The organism is Niveispirillum cyanobacteriorum, assembly GCF_002868735.1.
Taxonomy (GTDB): domain Bacteria; phylum Pseudomonadota; class Alphaproteobacteria; order Azospirillales; family Azospirillaceae; genus Niveispirillum; species Niveispirillum cyanobacteriorum.
In genome coordinates this window covers 1,796,014-1,814,192 of record NZ_CP025611.1, presented here as the reverse complement: position 1 = coordinate 1,814,192, position 18,179 = coordinate 1,796,014, and the positions used below count along the sequence as shown (strand labels likewise).

Genomic DNA, 18,179 nt, shown 5'->3' with positions numbered 1-18,179 from the left:
TTTTATTTTACCCCAACTGCCGGCGCAGATGGTTCAGCACGTCGGTGCGGGTCAGCAGGCCCAGGAACACCGGGCCGTCCATGATGATGGCCACCATGTTACGGTTGAACAGGGCGCGCAGGTCGGCCATGGTCGCCGTCACGGGCAGGGTTTCCAGCCGATTGACCATGGCCGTATAGACCTTGTCGCGGAACCGGGCCGGGTCCTTTTCGACATGCAGCAGCAGGTCGCTTTCATCCAGGATACCGATCACCCGTTCGCCTTCCATCACGGGAAGCTGTGACACGTCGGAAATCCGCATCCGCTTGTACGCGGTCAGCAGCGTATCCTCCGGCCCGACTGTCACGACCTGCCCCTTGTCGAAACGGCGGGTCATCAGGTCGCGCAGGTCATTATGACGTTCGCGCGGGGTGAAGCCGTGATCTTCCATCCAGGCATCGTTGAACATCTTCGACAGGTACTTGTTGCCCGTGTCGCAGACGAAGGTGACGACCTTCTTGGGCGTCGTCTGCGCCCGGCAATATTTCAGCGCCGCCGCGAACAGGGTGCCCGATGAGGACCCGGCCAGGATGCCCTCCAGCCGCAGCAGGTCGCGCGCGGCATTCAGGCTTTCGGTGTCGCTGACATAATAGGCGGCCTTGGCGTACTGGAGGTCGCAGATAGGGGGCACGAAATCCTCGCCCACGCCTTCAACGACCCAGGAACCGGGTTCGTCATGCGTGCCCTTGTTCACCAGATCGGCGATGATGGACCCGACCGGATCGGCAATGACCATGGCGGTCTTGGGGCTGGCCTTGGCGAAGAAGGCACCCAGGCCCGTGAAGGTACCACCAGAGCCGATGCCGGCCACCACCGCGTCGATATCGCCATCCATCTGGCGCAGCATCTCCGGGCCGGTCCATTCCTCATGCGCGCGGGGATTGGCCGGGTTGGCGAACTGGTTCACATAGAAGCTGCCGGGGATTTCATTCGACAGGCGTTCGGCAATGTCCTGGTAATAGGCGGGGTGACCCTTGCCCACATCCGATCGGGTGATGTGGATCTGTGCGCCAAGTGCCCGCAGATTGTTGATCTTCTCGGTCGCCATCTTGTCAGGGATGACCAGGATCAGGCGGTAACCCTTGGCGGCACAGACCAGGGCCAGGCCCAGGCCGGTATTGCCCGCCGTCGCCTCGATCACGGTACCGCCGGGGGCCAGCTTGCCTTCGGCTTCAGCCGCCTCGATCATCTTGAGCGCGATTCGGTCCTTGATGGAGCCGCCGGGATTCTGGTTCTCCAGCTTCAGATACAGCTCACACGGGCCGGTATCGAAACGGGTGACGCGGACGATCGGGGTGTTGCCGATCATGGACAGGATGGCGGGTGCGCCGGACATGTTTCCCCCCTGGGGCAAATGGTTTTGCCTTCAGGGAACCGCATCCTCAAACCACCCGCAAGGGGGTGTGAAATAACGAAATCAAGCTGCGGCGCAGGCGCGATCCACGCACGATTCCGGCGGAATTGGCCGCCCATCCGCATTGATCAAACCCGCCTGGAAAAGCGCTTCGACATTGTCGGTTAGATTCTCAGCGCAGGCTGGCCGTTCCCAGCCCTCCAGCCAGTTCTGTTCCAGGAAGGCCAGGATAGCGGGCTGACCCAACTCCACCTCCCACAGGATTCCCAGCAGCGAGGCCAGCGCCTCTTCGCGTATCTGGTCATCCTGGCCCACGGCAAGGGCGCGGTTGGCCTCGTCCACGCGACCGGACTCAGGGCCGGCACCCAGGCCGAAATCGATCAGGCCCCGGCGTTCGGGCGGGGCCACCAGCCAGTGCGCCACCTCATGGATCAGGACATATGCCTCTGACCGGGTGCGGATGGAATGACCATCATAGGAGAAAGCCGCCTGCGGTTCCTCGTCGATCACGCCGATACCAAAGCGCCGGGCCAGATTGACGCCCGCCGCCCGGTGCGCCGGCGTGTCCACGCCCAGCGCGACCAGGTCGCGCGTGGCTGCGATGCGGGCAAATACCTGCGCCGTCCGGCTTTCCGGGGCCAAGTGGCTGGCAACCGTGGCCAGGGCATCCGGCAGGATGTGGTCGGGGATGGTGGTCAATTGCATGGCGTGCAGAAGATATCGACCGATGGGTCTGCGTGAAGTGCCAAAGAAGCGCGGCGGGATATCGCGTGGCGCAGAGGTGGCGGACGCATCATTGTGCCAGCAAAGCAAGGATATAGGCCTTGGCCGCCCCGGCATCCCGCGCCCTGAGCGCCCCGCGCTGCCACAGATCGCAAAGGCCATGCACCTCCCCCCAGGCCCGCATGACGCGGTCGCGGATGGCGATGGAGAAGCCGGGCGGGTCGTCCGCCCGGCGGAAGGCCTTGCCCGCCAGACGCGTGACCTTGGCTACCGATGGGGCCAGTGCCGGATGGGTCAGGTAATCCTGTCCCGGAATCCCATACATCAGGGCGTAAAGGGCGGGCCGGTCCAGGGCGAAATCCACATAGGCGCGGTAGAGCGGGCCGGGGCTGGCCCTACCGCCATCGGCATCGAACCCGGCCTGGATGACGGCGGCCAGCCCATCGAACCCCTGTGCCGCCAGGGCCAGTGTCAGTTCATGCTTGTCCGCGAAATGGCGGTAAAGCGCACGGTGATTGACACCGACCGCCGCTGCGACCGCGCGGAACGACAGGGCCTCGGGGCCGCCTGCCTCCACCATGGCCAGGGCCGCCGAGAGGGATGCGGCGCGCAGGTCACCATGGTGGAAGCTTTCGCGGCGGGCGGGCGGGTTGGTGGTCAGGACCGCTTGGGACTGACGTACCATTCCACCACCATCTTCGACACAGGCTGGTCCGCCCCGTCCAGGATCTCCACCTCAACGGGGAACCGCACCTTGCCGGAGGATTCCAGTTCCGCCCGCAAATCGGCACCCGACCGGCCCGTGCGGGCCACGGCACGCAGATCGCCCTTGGCTACGGCCAGATACTGGATCGTCGCCTGGGCCGCCACGGGCCGGATGCCCGCCAGGACAGGCGCCATGGCACCAGCCATCGCGCCGCCGCTGGCCGTTTCGGCCAGGGTGAAGATGACGCCGGCATGGGGCGTGCCGATATGGTTCTTCACCTCCGCCCGGTCGGTCACCCGCGCCTCGGCGGTGCCGTCGCCCAGCGCAACCAGATCAATGCCGCAATGGCGCACGAAGGGCAGGGAACCCACCATCTGCTGGCGGATCATGTCATAGACCATCTTGGGCCTCACCTTGAACAACAGGGGAAGGATGATTTTCAGCATGGTAAAAGTCTCCGATGGAGACATTGGGCAAAAAAGAACGGTCGGTCAAGAATTTTTGACGGGGCAAATCAGTGGGCTTGCGCGCGCGGCAAGAAGGGCGTTGATACCTTCCTGCGCCAGTGTACTACGTCGCGCGCCGTCGCTTGACAGACTGGCGGGGAACAAGGCCCGGATGGCGGGCGTCACGGCACTGTCGATGGCGATGACGATCCGTTCCTGGTCCGTCTGGTTTTCCACCTGATGCGGCATGGCGAAATCGCCCGTCCACAGGGTGCCGGGCGGATAAGCCACCTTCTCATGCCCGATCCAGGTGAAAGCATCCGCCGGCACCCGCACCGGCAGTAGCAGACGGCAGATATCCAGATGCAGGGACTGATGGTCGAAATGCCATTTCAGGTCCACGCCCGGCGGCTGCCGCGTGATATGCAGGCCGAACGGGTCGATGCCGGCATCACGCAGCAGGTCGGTCAGGACCGGGATATGGGCCAGCGGCGGCTGCGGCACAGATATCCCCTTCTGGTTCCTGTACAGAAGGGTGATGGCGGTCCAATCGCCATTGGGGCTGCCAAAACGGTTACGCATCTCATCCGGCACGCTGTCGATGGCCGCCTGAACCTGTCGCTCCAGGATACCGGGATCGACCCGGAGGCTGGACTGTGCCGACAGCATCAGGCCGCTGCCAACCGTCGCCTCCTGCCAGGGCATCAGACCTGTCATCCGGATCACCGCCGATGGAACAGCATGACGCGGAAGGCCGGCTGGTCCGGCCCCTTGGCCATCTGCATGCCCAGTTCTTCACCCAGGAAGGCGGTGCGGTCGAATTCCGGGAAGTAGGTGTCGCCCGCGGGGCTGGCTGCAATCTCGGTCAGGAAGACGCGGTCAGCCAGGGGCAATGCGGCGGCATAGATCTGCGCCCCGCCAATCACCATTACCTCATTGCCACCGGCTTCTTCCGCCAGGCGCTTGCCCGTGGCGATGGCCGTTTCCAGGTCATGGACGATGATGGCTCCTTCGGCCACGAAATCCGGGTTGCCGGTGATCACGATATGCGGGCGGCCGGGCAAGGGCTTCGACCCGAAGCTTTCCCAGGTCTTGCGACCCATAATCATGGGCTTACCCATGGTCACCTGCTTGAAGAAGCGCAGATCATTGGGCAGCTTCCAGGGCATGCGGCCTTCATGACCGATAACCCCATTGCGGGCGACGGCGGCGATCACGGAAAGGAACAAGGCTGAGGTCTCCAGACGGTCGATGGGTGACAATAGCCGCCCGCCGGGCTAATGAACAACCACTTGCAGCATGACAGGCAAAGCAGGGCCAACAAGCGATGCGCCATCCCGAACAGCAATATCTGGACCTGATGGAAGACATCCTGGCCCGTGGCGATGCCCGCGTGGACCGGACGGGTGTGGGCACGAAGTCCCTGTTCGGTTCCATGATGCGGTTCGACCTGTCGGACGGTACCGTCCCCATCCTGACCACCAAGCGCGTCTATTGGAAACTGGCGGTCAAGGAGATGCTGTGGTTCCTGACCGGTGGCACCAATATCCAGCCGCTGCTGAAGGAGAAGGTCACGATCTGGACCGACTGGCCGCTTGCCACCTACCGTCGGGAGACGGGGGAGGAGATCAGCCAGAAGGAGTTTGAGCAGCGGATCGTGGAGGATGATGCCTTTGCCGCCCGGTGGGGTGAGCTGGGGCCGGTCTATGGCAAGCAGTGGCGCCGCTGGCTGGGCCCCGACGGCCGGGAACATGACCAGATCGCGGCCCTGGTCAAGGGCTTGCGCGAAAATCCTGCCAGCCGCCGCCTGCTATTCCATGCCTGGAACGTGCCGGAACTGGGCGGCATGGCCCTGCCACCCTGCCACATGGTCTATCAGTACCATGTCACCAGCGATGGCCGCCTGAATGGGCTGATGTATCAGCGCAGCTGCGATGTGCTGCTGGGCTTGCCCTTCAACCTGACCGGTGCGGTGGCCTTGCAGGCCATGCTGGCGCAGCAGGCGGGGCTGCGCCTGGGGGAGTTTGTGTGGATGGGCGGGGATGTGCATCTCTACCTCAACCACCTGGACGCCGCCCGTGAACAGCTGTCCCGCACCCCGCGCCCCCTGCCGCGCATGACCCTGACCCCGCGCGCCGAGAGCATCGACGCCTACCGGATCGAAGATTTCGTCGTCGATGGCTATGATCCGCACCCGCCCATCAAGGCGGACGTGGCGGTATGAGCGGCATCCTGCACAGAAAATAATCAATACTTTACAGTGGGATGAGCGTGGTTTTCGTGGGAAGCTGACGGCACTTTAGCCCAGCCGGAGATGCCCCGCGATGACCCGCCTGCGTTCGCTTGCCCTGTCGCTTTGTGTTGCCACCGCGCTGTGCGCGATACCGGCCATGGGGGCCTGGGCGCAGAAGGAAAGTACCACGGCGACGGCGCTGCCTATGGGCAAGGCCATGGTGTCATCGGCAGACCCGCGCGCCACCGATGCGGGGCGGGAAATCCTGCGCCAGGGTGGGTCGGCGGCAGATGCGGCGGCGGCCCTGATGCTGGCCCTGACGGTGGTGGAGCCGGAATCGTCCGGCATCGGCGGTGGTGGCTTCATGCTGTACCACCCGGCGGGGTCAAAGGACACGTTCAGCTATGACGGTCGGGAGGAGGCGCCGTCGGCGGCCAAACCCGACCGCTTCATGAAGAACGGCCAGGAAATGGATTATGAACTGGCGCGCGCCGGCGGCCTGTCGGTGGGCGTGCCGGGCAATATCCGCCTGATTGAGCTGGCCCATGCCCGCCATGGCAAGCTGCCCTGGAAGGCTTTGTTCCAGCCGGCAATCAAGCTGGCGCGCGACGGGTTTGTCGTCACCCCGCGCATGGTGAAATTTCTGGAGGAACAGAAGCCGCTGCTGTCTGTCTCACGGGAAGCGCAGGAACTCTATTACCAACCAGACGGATCGCCCAAGCCGGCGGGGTCGGTGATCAAGAATCCAAAGCTGGCTGACCTCCTGACCCTGGTGGCGGAAAAGGGGGCGGACGCCTTCTACAAGGGGCCGGCGGCGGATCGGCTGCGCGCGGCGGTAGGTAATGCGCCCCGTAACCCCAGTGTCATCACCGCGGACGACATGGTGAATTACCGGGCGATCCCGCGCACGCCCGTCTGCGGCACCTACCGTGTCTATACGGTCTGCGGCATGGGGCCGCCCTCATCCGGTGGGATCGCGGTGCTGACCATCCTGAAACAGATGGAAGGGTTCGACATTCCCGCCATGGGGCCGAACAGCCTGGAAGCCTGGCATATTCTAGGCGAATCGATGCGGCTGGCCTATGCCGACCGGGCCAAGTGGCTGGGCGATCCCGATCATGTGAAGGTGCCGGTCGAAGGACTGACCGACCCCGCCTATATCAAGGACCGGGCCCGGCTGATCGACCCGAAAAAGGCCATGCCCAAGGCGCCGGCGGGCAACCCCAAGGATGCGCCGCGCGTGTCGGAGATTGCCGACAATGAAATCCCCGGCACCACCCATTTCTCCGTCGCCGATGAATGGGGCAATGTCGCCTCCATGACCTCCACCATTGAGGATATCTACGGCTCTGGCATCATCGTGGATGGCTATGTCCTGAATAATGAGCTGACGGATTTCAACTTCATCCCCGATGTGGACGGTGTGCCCACCGCCAACCGCGTGGAGCCGGGCAAGCGGCCGCGCAGTTCCATGTCGCCCACCATCGTCTATGACCAGAACGGTCAGGCCGTGCTCGCCATCGGCGCTGCGGGCGGGCCGACCATCATCGCGCAGGTGGCCAAGGCCATTGTCGGGGTGCTGGACTGGAAGCTGGATGTGCAGTCGGCGTTGGCCCTGCCCACCTTCATGGGTAGTGGCGACACGATCCGCATTGAGGCGGGGACAGCGGTCGGCGACATGGCGGACAAGCTGCGCGCCATGGGCCATGAGGTCGTGGTCGATGATTTCGGCGGCAAGCTGAACGGCATCGACAAGATGACGGGCCAGTGGCGCGGGGGCGCGGACCCCAGGTCGAACGGAACGGCGGGGGCGCCGTAACGTCGTGTGCCCTCAAGCGCCGGGCGGGCGCATCCGCGCCCTTGGCTTACGCGCACATGGGTGCGCGGGCGCTCAGCGCACCAACCGAGGATGGATGCTTCCATCCTCGATACTGGGACATGGTTCCCCCAACATCCCCCTTTAAACCCGCATTGCAATCGCCTATATGAACCTTGTCGGGTTCGCCCGACTATGGGGATAAACGCGGTGTGGAATAGACGTTGCGGACCCGGGGGCGGTACCCGGCGCCTCCACCATTCACCTTCGGCCTGACGGCTGATGGTTCATGGGGGCGAAACAGGATCGACGCGCGTAATAAAGGCATAGTCTTCCCTCGGCATGATACCGCCGTTATCGGGTCAAACCTCATAGATGCCAACGATAACTCGGCGTCTGACCTTCGCATGGCTGCCTAATTCCCCCTAAAGGGCGTTAGTCAGTTAGCTTAGTTCGCAGCCCGGGGGGAGCTGGGCAACAGAATCCCCCCACCTTATATTTTGCTCCCTCAATCGCCGGGCGGGCACATCCGTGCCGTGGGCTTCACGCAACCACGCGGTCGGGGGCGCTCAACGCGCCACCCAAGCTCCGCTTGGCGGTATGTTCTGGCACCGGCTAAGCCCCCATTCCCGCATGGCTGCATACGGGAACGCAGACATTTGCGCCCGACGCTTGATTATCCGTCCGTAATAGGCTTGTCTGGGGCCAGATGGGGGACGGTCTGTTCCGTCGCGTTCGTTGCCAGGGGTTCGCTTAACCGATGTCCGAGGAAATGCTCCGCTATGACCGCATGGTCGAGGCCGCCAAGCGTGGCGTCGTCAGACAGGCCCTGCGTGAGGTTCTGAACCGGGGCGGACAGCTGCCGGGCGAGCATCATTTCTATGTCACCTTCCGCACCGATGCCGAAGGGGTGGATATCCCCGACTATCTCCGCGCCAAGTACCCGACGGAGATGACCATCGTCCTGCAGTACCAGTTCTACGACCTGACGGTGGAGAATGATAAGTTCGCGGTCACCCTGTCGTTCGGCGGTGTGCTGCGCCGGCTGGTCGTGCCCTATATCACCATCATCACCTTCGCCGACCCATCGGTGAATTTCGTCCTGCAATTCCAGCCCGACGATATGCCGGACCTGCTGGTGGACGAGGAGGAGATGGAGGAAGAGGGGACGGATACGGTGGCCGCCACCGACGAACCCGACGACGATGCGCCGAAGCCGACCGGCACCGTCGTCGCCCTGGACGCCTTCCGCAAGAAGTAAGGCCTGTCCATGGCCCCGCGCCGCCCGCCCCCGTTCGTCACCCATGTGCTAGAGCTGATGCAACCGCTGGGGCCGGTGGTGGCACGGTCCATGTTCGGAGGCTGGGGCCTGTCGATCGACGGGATGAATTTCGCCCTGGTCGCGGGTGAGGAGCTTTATCTGAAAACCGACGCGCAGAATCGCCCCGCCTATGAGGCGCTGGGCCTGCCGGCCTTTGCACCCTATGAAGACCAGCCGGAGCGGACGATGAACTATCATCGTCCCCCCGCGGACGCGCTGGAGGATGCGGACAGCCTGATGGTCTGGGTCCGGCCTGCGTTCGAGGTGGCGTTGCGCGCACCGCGCAAGCCGAAGAAGAAATAGCGGTCCCAGCCGCCTTTCCGCACGGTCGTGCGCTTTCCGGCTTGACGGCGTTGCCCGGTTCGGGCGTCCTGTGCGCCAACGATAATCCCAGGCTGGGGAGCGCCCGAAATGACCGAGCATGTGCTGGTGAATGACGCCGATGGCGTGCGCACGATCACCCTGAACCGCGCCGACAAGCGCAACGCCCTGACCGCCGCCATGTATGCCGCGATGGCCGAGGCGTTGAAGACGGCACCCGATGCCGGCATCCGCGCTGTCCTGTTCCAGGGGGCGGGTGGGTTCTTTACCGGCGGCAATGATATTGGCGATTTCCTGGCCAATCCGCCCGCCAGTGACGATGCGCCGGTGTTCCAGTTCCTGTTCGCACTGGCCACCACGCCGCTGCCGCTGGTCGCGGCGGTGGAGGGGATGGCGGTCGGCGTGGGCACCACCATGCTGCTGCATTGCGATCTGGTGTATGCGTCCCCTGATGCGCGCCTGCATGTGCCCTTCGTCGATCTGGGGCTGGTGCCTGAGGCCGCCAGTTCCATCCTGATGCCGCGCACCATGGGCCATGCCCAGGCGGCCCGCATGCTGATGCTGGGGGAACCGCTGGGGGCGGAGGAGGCGTTGGCGACCGGCATTCTGTCGGGCATCGTGCCCGCCGCCGATCTGGCTGCCACGGCCCTTGCCAAGGCCAAGGCCCTGGCCGCCAAGCCGGTGGGCGCCATGCGCCAGACCAAGGCCCTGATGCGCCCCAATCAGGCAGAGGTGCTGGCCACCATGAAGAAGGAAGGTCAGATTTTCGGCGCCTGCCTTCGCTCCCCCGAAGCCATGGCCGCCTTCCAGGCCTTCATGATGAAGGGGAAGAAGTAAGGGTTAAGGGATGTGGGGGTGGCATTTTATGTAGCCCCTTGGTGGATGTGGCGGCGGCGGCGGCGATGCGGTAGAGCTATGCCGCCCTGCAACATGACCGGTCCTGCACCCCATGATCCGCCGCCTTGCCGCCCTTGCTACCACCCTGCTGGCCCTGTCCAGCCCCGCCGCCGCGCAGTCGGCCCTGTTCGGGATGGAGACGACGGACGAAACCGCCCCCTTGTGGGAGGGCAGCATCCTGGCCGCCGGTGGCTATGTCGCGCATTATCCGGCGGCGTCAGAAGGGCAGTTCAAGGCGCTGCCCGTGCCGTTCTTGATCTATCGCGGTGACAATCTGCGCATTGGCGATAATGGCTTCATCCGCGCGCGCCAGGAAATGGCCGGCGGGCGGTTTGAGCTGGATATCGGCCTGGATGGGTCGTTTGATGTCGACAGCAAGGATAACAAGGCCCGCCAGGGCATGCCCGACCTGGACCTGCTGATCGAAGCGGGACCCAAGGCCACCTGGCATTTCATGCCCAAGCATGCGGATGTGCAGGTCGATCTGGGGGTGGAGGTGCGCGCTGTCATCGCCACCCGTCTTATCGGGTTTGATTATGAAGGCATCAGCGTCAATCCTGAGCTGAGCTGGTCCGACCGCTCCCTGGGCGGGACCAAGCTGCGCGGGTATGCCTCCATCGGGCCGGTCTTCGGCTTTGACGGGGTGAATGATTATTTCTACGGCGTCGATGCGGCCTATGCCACGGCTACGCGCCGGGCCTACAAGGCTGATGACGGCTATATCGGCACCAAGACCACGCTGGGTGTGGCCTATCCCATCAATGACCGGCTGCTGGTGTTTGGCGCGGCCCAGGTCGGCTATTACGGCGGGTCGGCGAACGAGGACAGCCCGCTGTTCCGCGACAAGACCAATGTCAGCGTCGGTGCCGGCGTGCGCTGGTCCTTCTGGCAGTCCGAAGCCCGCGTGCCGGTGGTGCGCTGAGTTTTCTGCCCATTTGGGCGCCAATGCCGCATGATTGGGCAGATGTCGGGTCGAGGGATTGTTGGGAAGCGTTGTCAGACGCCGCTTTTACACTTGGCACGCGATTCGCAAAGTGGTTCTGGCACATGCACGGGGATATTGGGTAACCCCACCGGTTGGCGACAGGCGGTCGGCATGATGTTGAAATTGGGGTCCCTTCGGGGATCTGGCTGGGGATCGACGCCCGGCAGTGGGGTGACCTGCTGCCGGGCGTTGTTTGTTTGGGGGGGCCTCCCCCCAATTCGTCATCCCGGCTTCCGCCGGGATGACGGTCTAGGTGGCTCTGACCCGATAAAACACATGCCGACGCAAGGGGTGGCCTTCCGGCAGGCGTGGATGATCGAAATCCATCGCCGGTTCGTGGCGCAGGCCGATCCGTTCCATGACGGCGCGTGACGCACTATTGTGAGGCACGGTGAAGGACACGATCTCGTCCAGCCCCGCCGGGCCGAAGCCATGGGTCAGGGCGGCCTTCGCCGCCTCCGTCGCGTAACCCTTCCCCTGGAACGACGGCGACAGGCGCCAGCCGATCTCCACGGCGGGCAGGAACCCGGCATCGAACGTGACAGGCATCAGGCCCGCCATCCCGATCAACTGGCCCGATGTCTTTTCCACCACCGCCCAGTAGCAAAAGCCATGGTCCGCCTGAAACCCCTGCTGCCGCTTGATGCTGGCCGCGTTCATCTCCCTCGTGAAGGGACCGGCCAGCCATTGATAGACGGCGGGGTCATCATTGATGGCCGTCAGAGCGTCCAGGTCGCTGTCCAGCCAGGGGCGCAGGATCAGGCGGTCGGTTTCGATCATCAATCCACCATCCGCACCTGCGGCAGCCCGATGCCCGCCGCCACCCGTTCGCGCAGGACGTCGCGGCGGAAGCGGTGTAATTCAGCGGGGCGTCCGCCGGTATGGGCTTCCTGTGATCCGGTGGCCTCCACCAGACCCCCCGCCAGGACCAGACGGCGGAAATTCTGCTTATGGAGCTGCACGCCCGACAGCGCCTCCACCGTCCGCTGCAACCGGAACAGGGTGAATTGCTGGGGCAAAAGGTCAAAGACAAGCGGGCGGTATTTCAGCTTGCCACGCAGCCGGCCCAGCGCCACGGCCAGGATGCGGCGGTTATCCTGGGCCATGGGTGTGCCCATCTGGGCGGCAAGGTCGGGCTCATTCAGATGGCCATTGTCCAGGCTCAACCCCAGACGCTGCCGGATGGCGCGGTCGCGCAGTGCCTCTTCCACCAAGCCGGCGCTGTACAGCAGCTCATACCGTTCCAGCACGCGCTCGGTGTCCCAAAGCTCTTCTTCGGCGAAGGTCGTGGAGACACGTTCGGCGCGGGCCGCCGCAATGGCACTGTCGGGGGCCGCCGCGATCCAGCGCGACAGGGCCGGCAGGATGGTGCGGGTCAGCAGGGCGGGGCGGCCATCGCGCCAATCCTCCCACGGGAAGTAATCGTACCAGTCATGCCATTCGGCGGCCCCGCTGCCCGACAGCGGCGCCTCCCGCACCAGCGCCATATAGCCGACAGAGACGACGCGGGCCCCACCCTCCAGCTCGCGCGGGTCACGATACTTGTCCCCGAACGTATAAAGCTGCTCGACATAGCGCAGCGGCAGGCCCGTCTGTTCCTCCACCCAGCGGCGCAGACCCTGTTCCAGGGTGCGGTCGCGGTCGGCGGTAAAGGGGCCAAAGGGCAGGGCGTCCTGGCCGGCCGTCGCGTCCCGCTGTTCCGGCGTGGCGAGGTTGTGCGTCATGCGTCGCACCACCAGCACGCGCGGCACCTCATCCGTCACGGCGACGATGACGGCGGTCAGGCCCAGCACTGTCGAGTCGGGCACGGGCACGGGCTGCTTGCTCCCTCTCTGGCGGACGGGTTTGGACGGTCGGATTCGAAAAGAAAGCCGTAGTCGCTTGTAAAGCAATGGAATGCCGTATGCCAGCCCGTCGGCGGCATAAGCGTTCCGGAACGCGGAACTGTCACCCGACACTCTTTCTGACGACGCATAAAAGGAGCAAGGTGTTGCCCGCGAACCGTGCCGGGGCCAATCCAGCCACAAAACCGCCCCGACAAGATGCGGTCCATTGCGGGAGAAATACCATGGCGTTCAAGCTCGAACAGCGTAAGTCCGAGCTGGTGGATCAGGTTGTCGCCAAGCTGCGCAGCCGGTTGTCCAAGGATAAGGCCGGCCTGGCCGAAGCGTTCGTCCGGGCCTTCTATCGCAACGTGTCGCCCGACGACATGCTGCGCTCCACCGCCGATGAGCTGTATGGCGCGGCCATCGCCATCATGCAGTTCGGGGGCACGCGCAAGCGCGGCGACGCGCTGGTCCGCGTCCTGAACCCGCGCGTCGATAGCGACGGGTGGCACGCCCACCATACGGTGGTGGAAATCGTCAATGACGACATGCCCTTCCTGGTGGACAGCGTTTCCGCCGAACTGAACCGCCGGGGCCTGACGGTCCATCTGGTGGTGCATCCCGTGATCAAGGTCAGCCGCGATGCTGATGGCCGCCTGACCGCCATCTGGCAGAATGGTGAGGCACCCGCCGACGCCATCGCGGAATCGGTGATGCATATCGAGGTCGATCAGATCACTGGCAGCGATGAACTGGACGCGATCCGCGCCGGCATCGCCGCCGTGCTGGCCGATGTCCGTGCCTCGGTCACCGATTTCCACGCCATGCGCGCCCGTCTGACCGAAACCATTGCGGGCCAGTATGGCCCCGTGGCCGAGGACGAGCGGGAGGAAGGCCTGGCCTTCCTGCGCTGGATGGATGAAGACCATTTCATCTTCCTTGGCATCCGCGAATATCGCCTCGGCAAGGACAATGGCGAGGAGACGCTGGATATCCAGACCGGCGCCGGCCTGGGCTTGCTGCGCAATGACGAGGTCAGCGTCTTTGACGGCCTGCGCTATTTCTCCACGCTGCCGCCGGAGGTGAAGGCGTTTGTCCGCCACCCCCGTTTCATGATGGTGACCAAGGCCAACAAGGACAGCACGGTCCATCGCCGCGCGCCGCTGGACGCCGTCATGGTCAAGCTGTTCAACGAGGCGGGCGAGGAAGTGGGTGAGCGGCTGTTCGTCGGCCTGTTCACCAGCACCGCCTATAACCGGTCATCGCGCGACATCCCGTTCCTGCGCCAGAAGGTGAACCGCGTCATTGAGCGGTCGGGCTTTGACGGGCGCGGCCACGATGGCAAGGCGCTGGTCCATATCCTGGAAACCTATCCGCGTGATGAGCTGTTCCAGATCGGCGATGACGAGCTGTACGACATTGCCATGGGCGTGCTGCATTTGCAGGAGCGCCAGCGCGTCGCCCTGTTCGTGCGCAAGGACCCGTTCGAGCGTTTCGTTTCCGCACTGATCCATGTTCCGCGTGATCGTTACGATACCGATCTGCGTAAGCGCCTGCAGGCCCTGATCGAAAAGGCCTATGACGGCACCTCGACCCAGGTGAATGTGTCGCTGTCGGAAAGCGTGCTGGCGCGCGTCCACCTGATCGTGCAGACCACGCCCGGCAAGCTGCCGGATGTCGATGTTGGTGAGCTGGAAAGCCAGCTGATCGAAGCCTCGCGCGGCTGGCGCGACCGCTTTACCCAGGCGCTGGTGGAAGAAAAGGGCGAGGCCGCGGGTCTGGCCCTGGCCCGCAAATATAGCGGCACCCTGCCCGCCTCCTACCAGGAGGCCTATACGCCGGACGAGGCGGTGGTCGATCTGGCCCGGATCGAACATATCATCTCCCATGGCGGCATCGCCCTGAACCTGCACCGCCCGGTGGAAGCGGACGCCCATCAACTGTTCTTCAAGGTCTATCAGACCGGCGGACCGGTGGAGCTGTCCAAGGTGCTGCCCATGCTGGAGCATCTGGGCCTGCGCATCCTGGCGGAAGGTGGCCCGTTTGAGGTCGAACTGCCCGGCGATACGCCCAATGTCTTCATGCAGGATTTCGACATGCGCACCGCCGATGGCCGCGCGGTCGAGCTGGACCGGGTGAAGGCGGCATTCGAGGATGCGTTCCAGCGCGTCTGGACCGGGGAGGCACAGTCGGACGGGTTCAACCGTCTGGTGCTGTTGTCCGGTATGGATTGGCGCGAGGTCACGGTCTTCCGTGCCTATGCCAAGTATCTGAAGCAGGCCAAGTTCGATTTCAGTCAGGAATATATCGAGAATACCCTCTCAACCCATTCCAAGATCGCCCGCCTGCTGTTGGACCTGTTCCGGTTCAGCCATGATCCGGCCATCCTGGCCAAGCTGGGCCGGGATGAGGTGGATACCAAGCGCAAGGGCCTGATCCTGGAGATCGACCACGCGCTGGACACCGTCACCAATCTGGATGAAGACCGCATCCTGCGCCGGATGCTGAACATCATCCGCGCCACGCTTCGCACCAATTTCTTCCAGAAGGGCGCGGACGGGAAGCCGAAGAGCTATATCAGCTTCAAGCTGGACAGCGGCTCCATCGACGACCTGCCCCTGCCGCGCCCGTGGCGGGAGATCTGGGTCTATAGCCCGCGCGTGGAGGCCATCCATCTGCGTGGTGGCAAGGTGGCCCGTGGCGGTATCCGCTGGTCCGACCGCAAGGAGGATTTCCGCACCGAGATCCTGGGCCTGATCAAGGCGCAGATCGTCAAGAATGCGGTGATCGTGCCGGTGGGCAGCAAGGGCGGCTTCATCGTGAAGAACCCCGTGCCGGCCAGTGCGGGTCGGGATGCGGTGATGGCCGAGGTCATCGAATGCTATAAGACGATGATGCGCGGCCTGCTGGACATCACCGACAACCTGAAAAACGGTGTCGTGATCCCGCCGACCGATGTCGTGCGTCTGGACAGTGACGACCCGTACCTTGTGGTGGCCGCCGACAAGGGTACAGCGACCTTCAGCGACATCGCCAATGGCGTATCGCGTGAGTACGGCTTCTGGTTGGACGACGCCTTCGCGTCCGGCGGGTCCGCCGGGTACGACCATAAGGGCATGGGCATCACCGCTCGTGGTGCCTGGGAGGCGGTGAAGCGCCATTTCCGCGAACTGGGCAAGGATATCCAGACCGAGGATTTCACCACCGTCGGCGTGGGCGACATGTCGGGCGACGTGTTTGGCAACGGTATGCTGTTGTCCAAGCATATTCGCCTGATCGCCGCCTTCGACCATCGCCACATCTTCGTTGATCCCAACCCGGATGCGACCAGCAGCTGGGTAGAGCGTAAGCGTCTTTTCGATCTGCCGCGTTCGTCCTGGGCCGATTATGACACGACAAAGCTGTCGCCGGGCGGCGCCATCTTCGACCGGGGGGCGAAGTCCCTCACCCTGTCGCCGGAAATCCGTCAGGCCCTGGAGATTCAGACCGAACGGGTCACACCGACGGAGCTGATGCGTGCCGTCCTGCGCGCCAAGGTGGAACTGCTGTGGCTGGGCGGTATCGGCACCTATGTGAAGTCCACCGACGAGACCAACGCCGATGCCGGTGACAAGGCCAATGATCCGATCCGTCTGAATGGCCGCGATCTGCGGGCCAGGGTGGTGGGCGAAGGCGCCAATCTGGGCTTCACCCAGCGCGGTCGTATCGAGGCGGCACAGGCCGGCGTGTCGATCAATACCGATGCTATCGACAATTCCGCCGGCGTGGATACGTCCGACCATGAGGTGAATATCAAGATCCTGCTGCGCGATGTCATGGATGGCGGCGGCATGACGCGTGAACAGCGCGACGTGCTGCTGGCCCAGATGACGGACGAGGTGGCGGATCTGGTCCTGGCCGACAATTACAAGCAGACCCAGGCCCTGACCATCGCCCAGGCCATTTCCGTGGAAACGCTGGAGGATCAGGCCCGGTTCGCCCGCACCATGGAAAAGGCCGGCAAACTATCCCGCGCCATCGAGTTCCTGCCCGATGACGAGGAGATCGCCGCCCGTGTCAACGCCAAGCGCGGTCTGACCCGCCCGGAAACGGCGGTGCTGCTGGCTTATGCCAAGATCGACCTCTATGACCAGTTGCTGGCCTCCGACCTGCCGGAGGATAAGACGGTTGAGCGCGATCTGATGCGCTACTTCCCCAAGGCCTTGCAGGAACGGTTCCCCGACGCCGTGGCACGCCATCAGTTGCGGCGCGAGATTATCTGCACCGCCGTCACCAATGGCATGGTCAATCGCGTCGGCCCGACCTTCACCTGGGAAATGGTGGAACAGACGGGCCGTAGCGAGGGCGATGTCGCCCGCGCCTATCTGATCGTCCGCGACGCCTTCGGTCTGCGCCGACTGTGGGATGCTGTGGAGGCGCTGGACACCAAGGTGCCGGCGGCCGTGCAGACGGCCATGATGCTCTATACGGGCCGTCTGATGCGCCGGGCCGTGCCTTGGGTCCTGGCCCATGGCAGCTACCCGCTGGATATCGCCGCCGAAGTGGCGCGTCTGGCCCCGGTGGTGGAGGAACTGACGGGTCACCTGCCCGATATCCTGTCGCCCTCGGCCCTGAAATGGCTGGCGGAGACGGCGGGCAACTGGTCCAAGGACGGGGTGCCGGGCGATCTGGCCCGCCGTGTCTCGGCCCTGCCGCTGCTGGCGGCCAGCACCGATATCGCGGAAATCGCCGTGGAGGCGGGCCGCGATCCGTCGGACGTCGCCAACCTCTATTTCGACCTGGGCGACCGTCTGGGCTTGGAATATCTGCGGGCACGCACGGCGGAGGTTCGGTGCGAAAACCACTGGCAGCGCCAGGCGGTGGCGGCCTCGCTGGATGACCTGTTCAACTTGCAGGCCCGCCTGACGGCGCGCGTGCTGGTGCAGGTCCAGGGTGGCGGCGACCTGTTTAGCGCCTGGGCGGCGCACCGCACCGGCCCGCTGGAGCGGATCAACAGCCTGCTGGCCGACCTGCGCGGGGTCGCGGCGCTGGACATCGCCATGCTGGCGGTGGCGGGGCGGCAGCTCCGCGGATTGCTGGCGGGGTAAGTATGGGTGGGGCGGTCTTGCCGGACCGCCCTTATCCCCGTTTCGGTGCCGGGCGTGTGGCGACGAAAGTCGCCGTGCAGCACAGGATCACACCGACAATCACAGGGACCCAGGTCCCTTGTGTCGTAAAGAACACGATGACCCAGGACAGGGCCATCACGGCAACGGCCATAATCTTGGCCCGCGTCGGAATGGCCCCCTGTTCGCGCCAGTCGCGCAAGGGCGGGCCCCAGCGCGGATGGTCCAGTAGCTTCTGCGCCTTTTCGGGGTGCGAGCGGAAATAGGCCCACAGCGCCACCAGCAGGAACGGCGTCGTCGGCAGAACCGGCAGCACCGCCCCCGCCATGGCCAGCCCCACGCAGATATAGCCCAGCGCCAGATAGAAGGGCCGCCAGCGGCGGCGGCTGTTCGGCTCGGTCATCCCG

The 18,179-nt window shown here is 64.4% G+C and carries 16 protein-coding genes and 1 other RNA gene; 8 read left to right on the top strand and 9 right to left on the bottom strand.

Annotated elements, in window-relative coordinates:
- Positions 1-7 precede the first annotated feature (7 nt).
- From C0V82_RS08250 to C0V82_RS08225, 6 genes are all read right to left on the bottom strand, one after another.
- Positions 8-1,375 carry a pyridoxal-phosphate dependent enzyme gene (locus C0V82_RS08250; RefSeq protein ID WP_102111922.1) on the bottom strand — a complete coding sequence of 456 codons (1,368 nt, stop codon included), beginning with the start codon at positions 1,373-1,375 and terminating at the stop codon, positions 8-10.
- Between the two features lie 81 nt (positions 1,376-1,456).
- On the bottom strand, positions 1,457-2,098 hold the full coding sequence (locus C0V82_RS08245) for an elongation factor P hydroxylase (RefSeq protein ID WP_102111921.1): 642 nt from the start codon (positions 2,096-2,098) through the stop codon (positions 1,457-1,459).
- An 88-nt stretch (positions 2,099-2,186) separates the two neighbouring features.
- Positions 2,187-2,801: a TetR/AcrR family transcriptional regulator gene (locus C0V82_RS08240; protein WP_102111920.1), complete on the bottom strand. Its 615-nt coding sequence runs from the start codon at positions 2,799-2,801 to the stop codon at positions 2,187-2,189.
- Complete coding sequence (locus C0V82_RS08235; RefSeq protein ID WP_199772384.1) at positions 2,774-3,268, bottom strand: PaaI family thioesterase; 495 nt, start codon at positions 3,266-3,268, stop codon at positions 2,774-2,776. Before C0V82_RS08235 ends, C0V82_RS08240 begins: the two co-directional genes overlap by 28 nt.
- Positions 3,269-3,313: 45 nt before the next feature.
- Positions 3,314-3,985, bottom strand: coding sequence for an aspartyl/asparaginyl beta-hydroxylase domain-containing protein (locus C0V82_RS08230; protein WP_102111919.1), 672 nt, complete (start codon positions 3,983-3,985; stop codon positions 3,314-3,316).
- 5 nt (positions 3,986-3,990) lie between these two features.
- Positions 3,991-4,497 carry a dihydrofolate reductase gene (locus tag C0V82_RS08225; protein ID WP_245924040.1) on the bottom strand — a complete coding sequence of 169 codons (507 nt, stop codon included), beginning with the start codon at positions 4,495-4,497 and terminating at the stop codon, positions 3,991-3,993.
- 98 nt (positions 4,498-4,595) lie between these two features.
- Here C0V82_RS08225 and thyA point away from each other — a divergent pair, with 98 nt between their 5' ends.
- The 7 genes from thyA to C0V82_RS08190 all read left to right on the top strand — a co-directional run bounded on the left by thyA (position 4,596) and on the right by C0V82_RS08190 (position 10,778).
- Entirely contained in the window at positions 4,596-5,492 is an 897-nt protein-coding gene (thyA, locus tag C0V82_RS08220) for a thymidylate synthase (protein WP_102111918.1), read from the top strand.
- Between the two features lie 100 nt (positions 5,493-5,592).
- The gene (gene ggt, locus C0V82_RS08215) at positions 5,593-7,320 is read left to right on the top strand and encodes a gamma-glutamyltransferase (protein WP_102111917.1); all 1,728 of its coding nucleotides are present in this window, start codon (positions 5,593-5,595) and stop codon (positions 7,318-7,320) included.
- 136 nt (positions 7,321-7,456) lie between these two features.
- Positions 7,457-7,810: a transfer-messenger RNA gene (gene ssrA, locus C0V82_RS08210) on the top strand.
- Positions 7,811-8,077: 267 nt separating this feature from the next.
- Complete coding sequence (locus C0V82_RS08205; RefSeq protein ID WP_102111916.1) at positions 8,078-8,578, top strand: SspB family protein; 501 nt, start codon at positions 8,078-8,080, stop codon at positions 8,576-8,578.
- Positions 8,579-8,587: 9 nt separating this feature from the next.
- Positions 8,588-8,941, top strand: a complete 354-nt coding sequence (locus C0V82_RS08200) for a TfoX/Sxy family protein (protein ID WP_102111915.1) — start codon at positions 8,588-8,590, stop codon at positions 8,939-8,941.
- A 108-nt stretch (positions 8,942-9,049) separates the two neighbouring features.
- The gene (locus C0V82_RS08195; protein WP_102111914.1) at positions 9,050-9,796 is read left to right on the top strand and encodes an enoyl-CoA hydratase-related protein; all 747 of its coding nucleotides are present in this window, start codon (positions 9,050-9,052) and stop codon (positions 9,794-9,796) included.
- Positions 9,797-9,908: 112 nt separating this feature from the next.
- Positions 9,909-10,778 (top strand): MipA/OmpV family protein, encoded by an 870-nt coding sequence (locus tag C0V82_RS08190; RefSeq protein ID WP_102111913.1) that lies wholly within the window; start codon positions 9,909-9,911, stop codon positions 10,776-10,778.
- 312 nt (positions 10,779-11,090) lie between these two features.
- Here the strand turns inward: C0V82_RS08190 and C0V82_RS08185 are convergent, their stop codons facing one another.
- Both C0V82_RS08185 and C0V82_RS08180 read right to left on the bottom strand, forming a co-directional pair.
- The gene (locus tag C0V82_RS08185) at positions 11,091-11,621 is read right to left on the bottom strand and encodes a GNAT family N-acetyltransferase (RefSeq protein WP_102111912.1); all 531 of its coding nucleotides are present in this window, start codon (positions 11,619-11,621) and stop codon (positions 11,091-11,093) included.
- Complete coding sequence (locus C0V82_RS08180; RefSeq protein WP_245924039.1) at positions 11,621-12,655, bottom strand: NrtR DNA-binding winged helix domain-containing protein; 1,035 nt, start codon at positions 12,653-12,655, stop codon at positions 11,621-11,623. Before C0V82_RS08180 ends, C0V82_RS08185 begins: the two co-directional genes overlap by 1 nt.
- Before the next feature lie 254 nt (positions 12,656-12,909).
- Between C0V82_RS08180 and C0V82_RS08175 the strand changes: the two genes are divergently transcribed.
- Complete coding sequence (locus C0V82_RS08175) at positions 12,910-17,754, top strand: NAD-glutamate dehydrogenase (protein ID WP_102111910.1); 4,845 nt, start codon at positions 12,910-12,912, stop codon at positions 17,752-17,754.
- A 31-nt stretch (positions 17,755-17,785) separates the two neighbouring features.
- On the opposite strand, the gene C0V82_RS08170 is transcribed toward C0V82_RS08175, so the two are convergent.
- On the bottom strand, positions 17,786-18,175 hold the full coding sequence (locus tag C0V82_RS08170) for a YbaN family protein (RefSeq protein ID WP_102111909.1): 390 nt from the start codon (positions 18,173-18,175) through the stop codon (positions 17,786-17,788).
- Between the last annotated feature and the right edge of the window lie 4 nt (positions 18,176-18,179).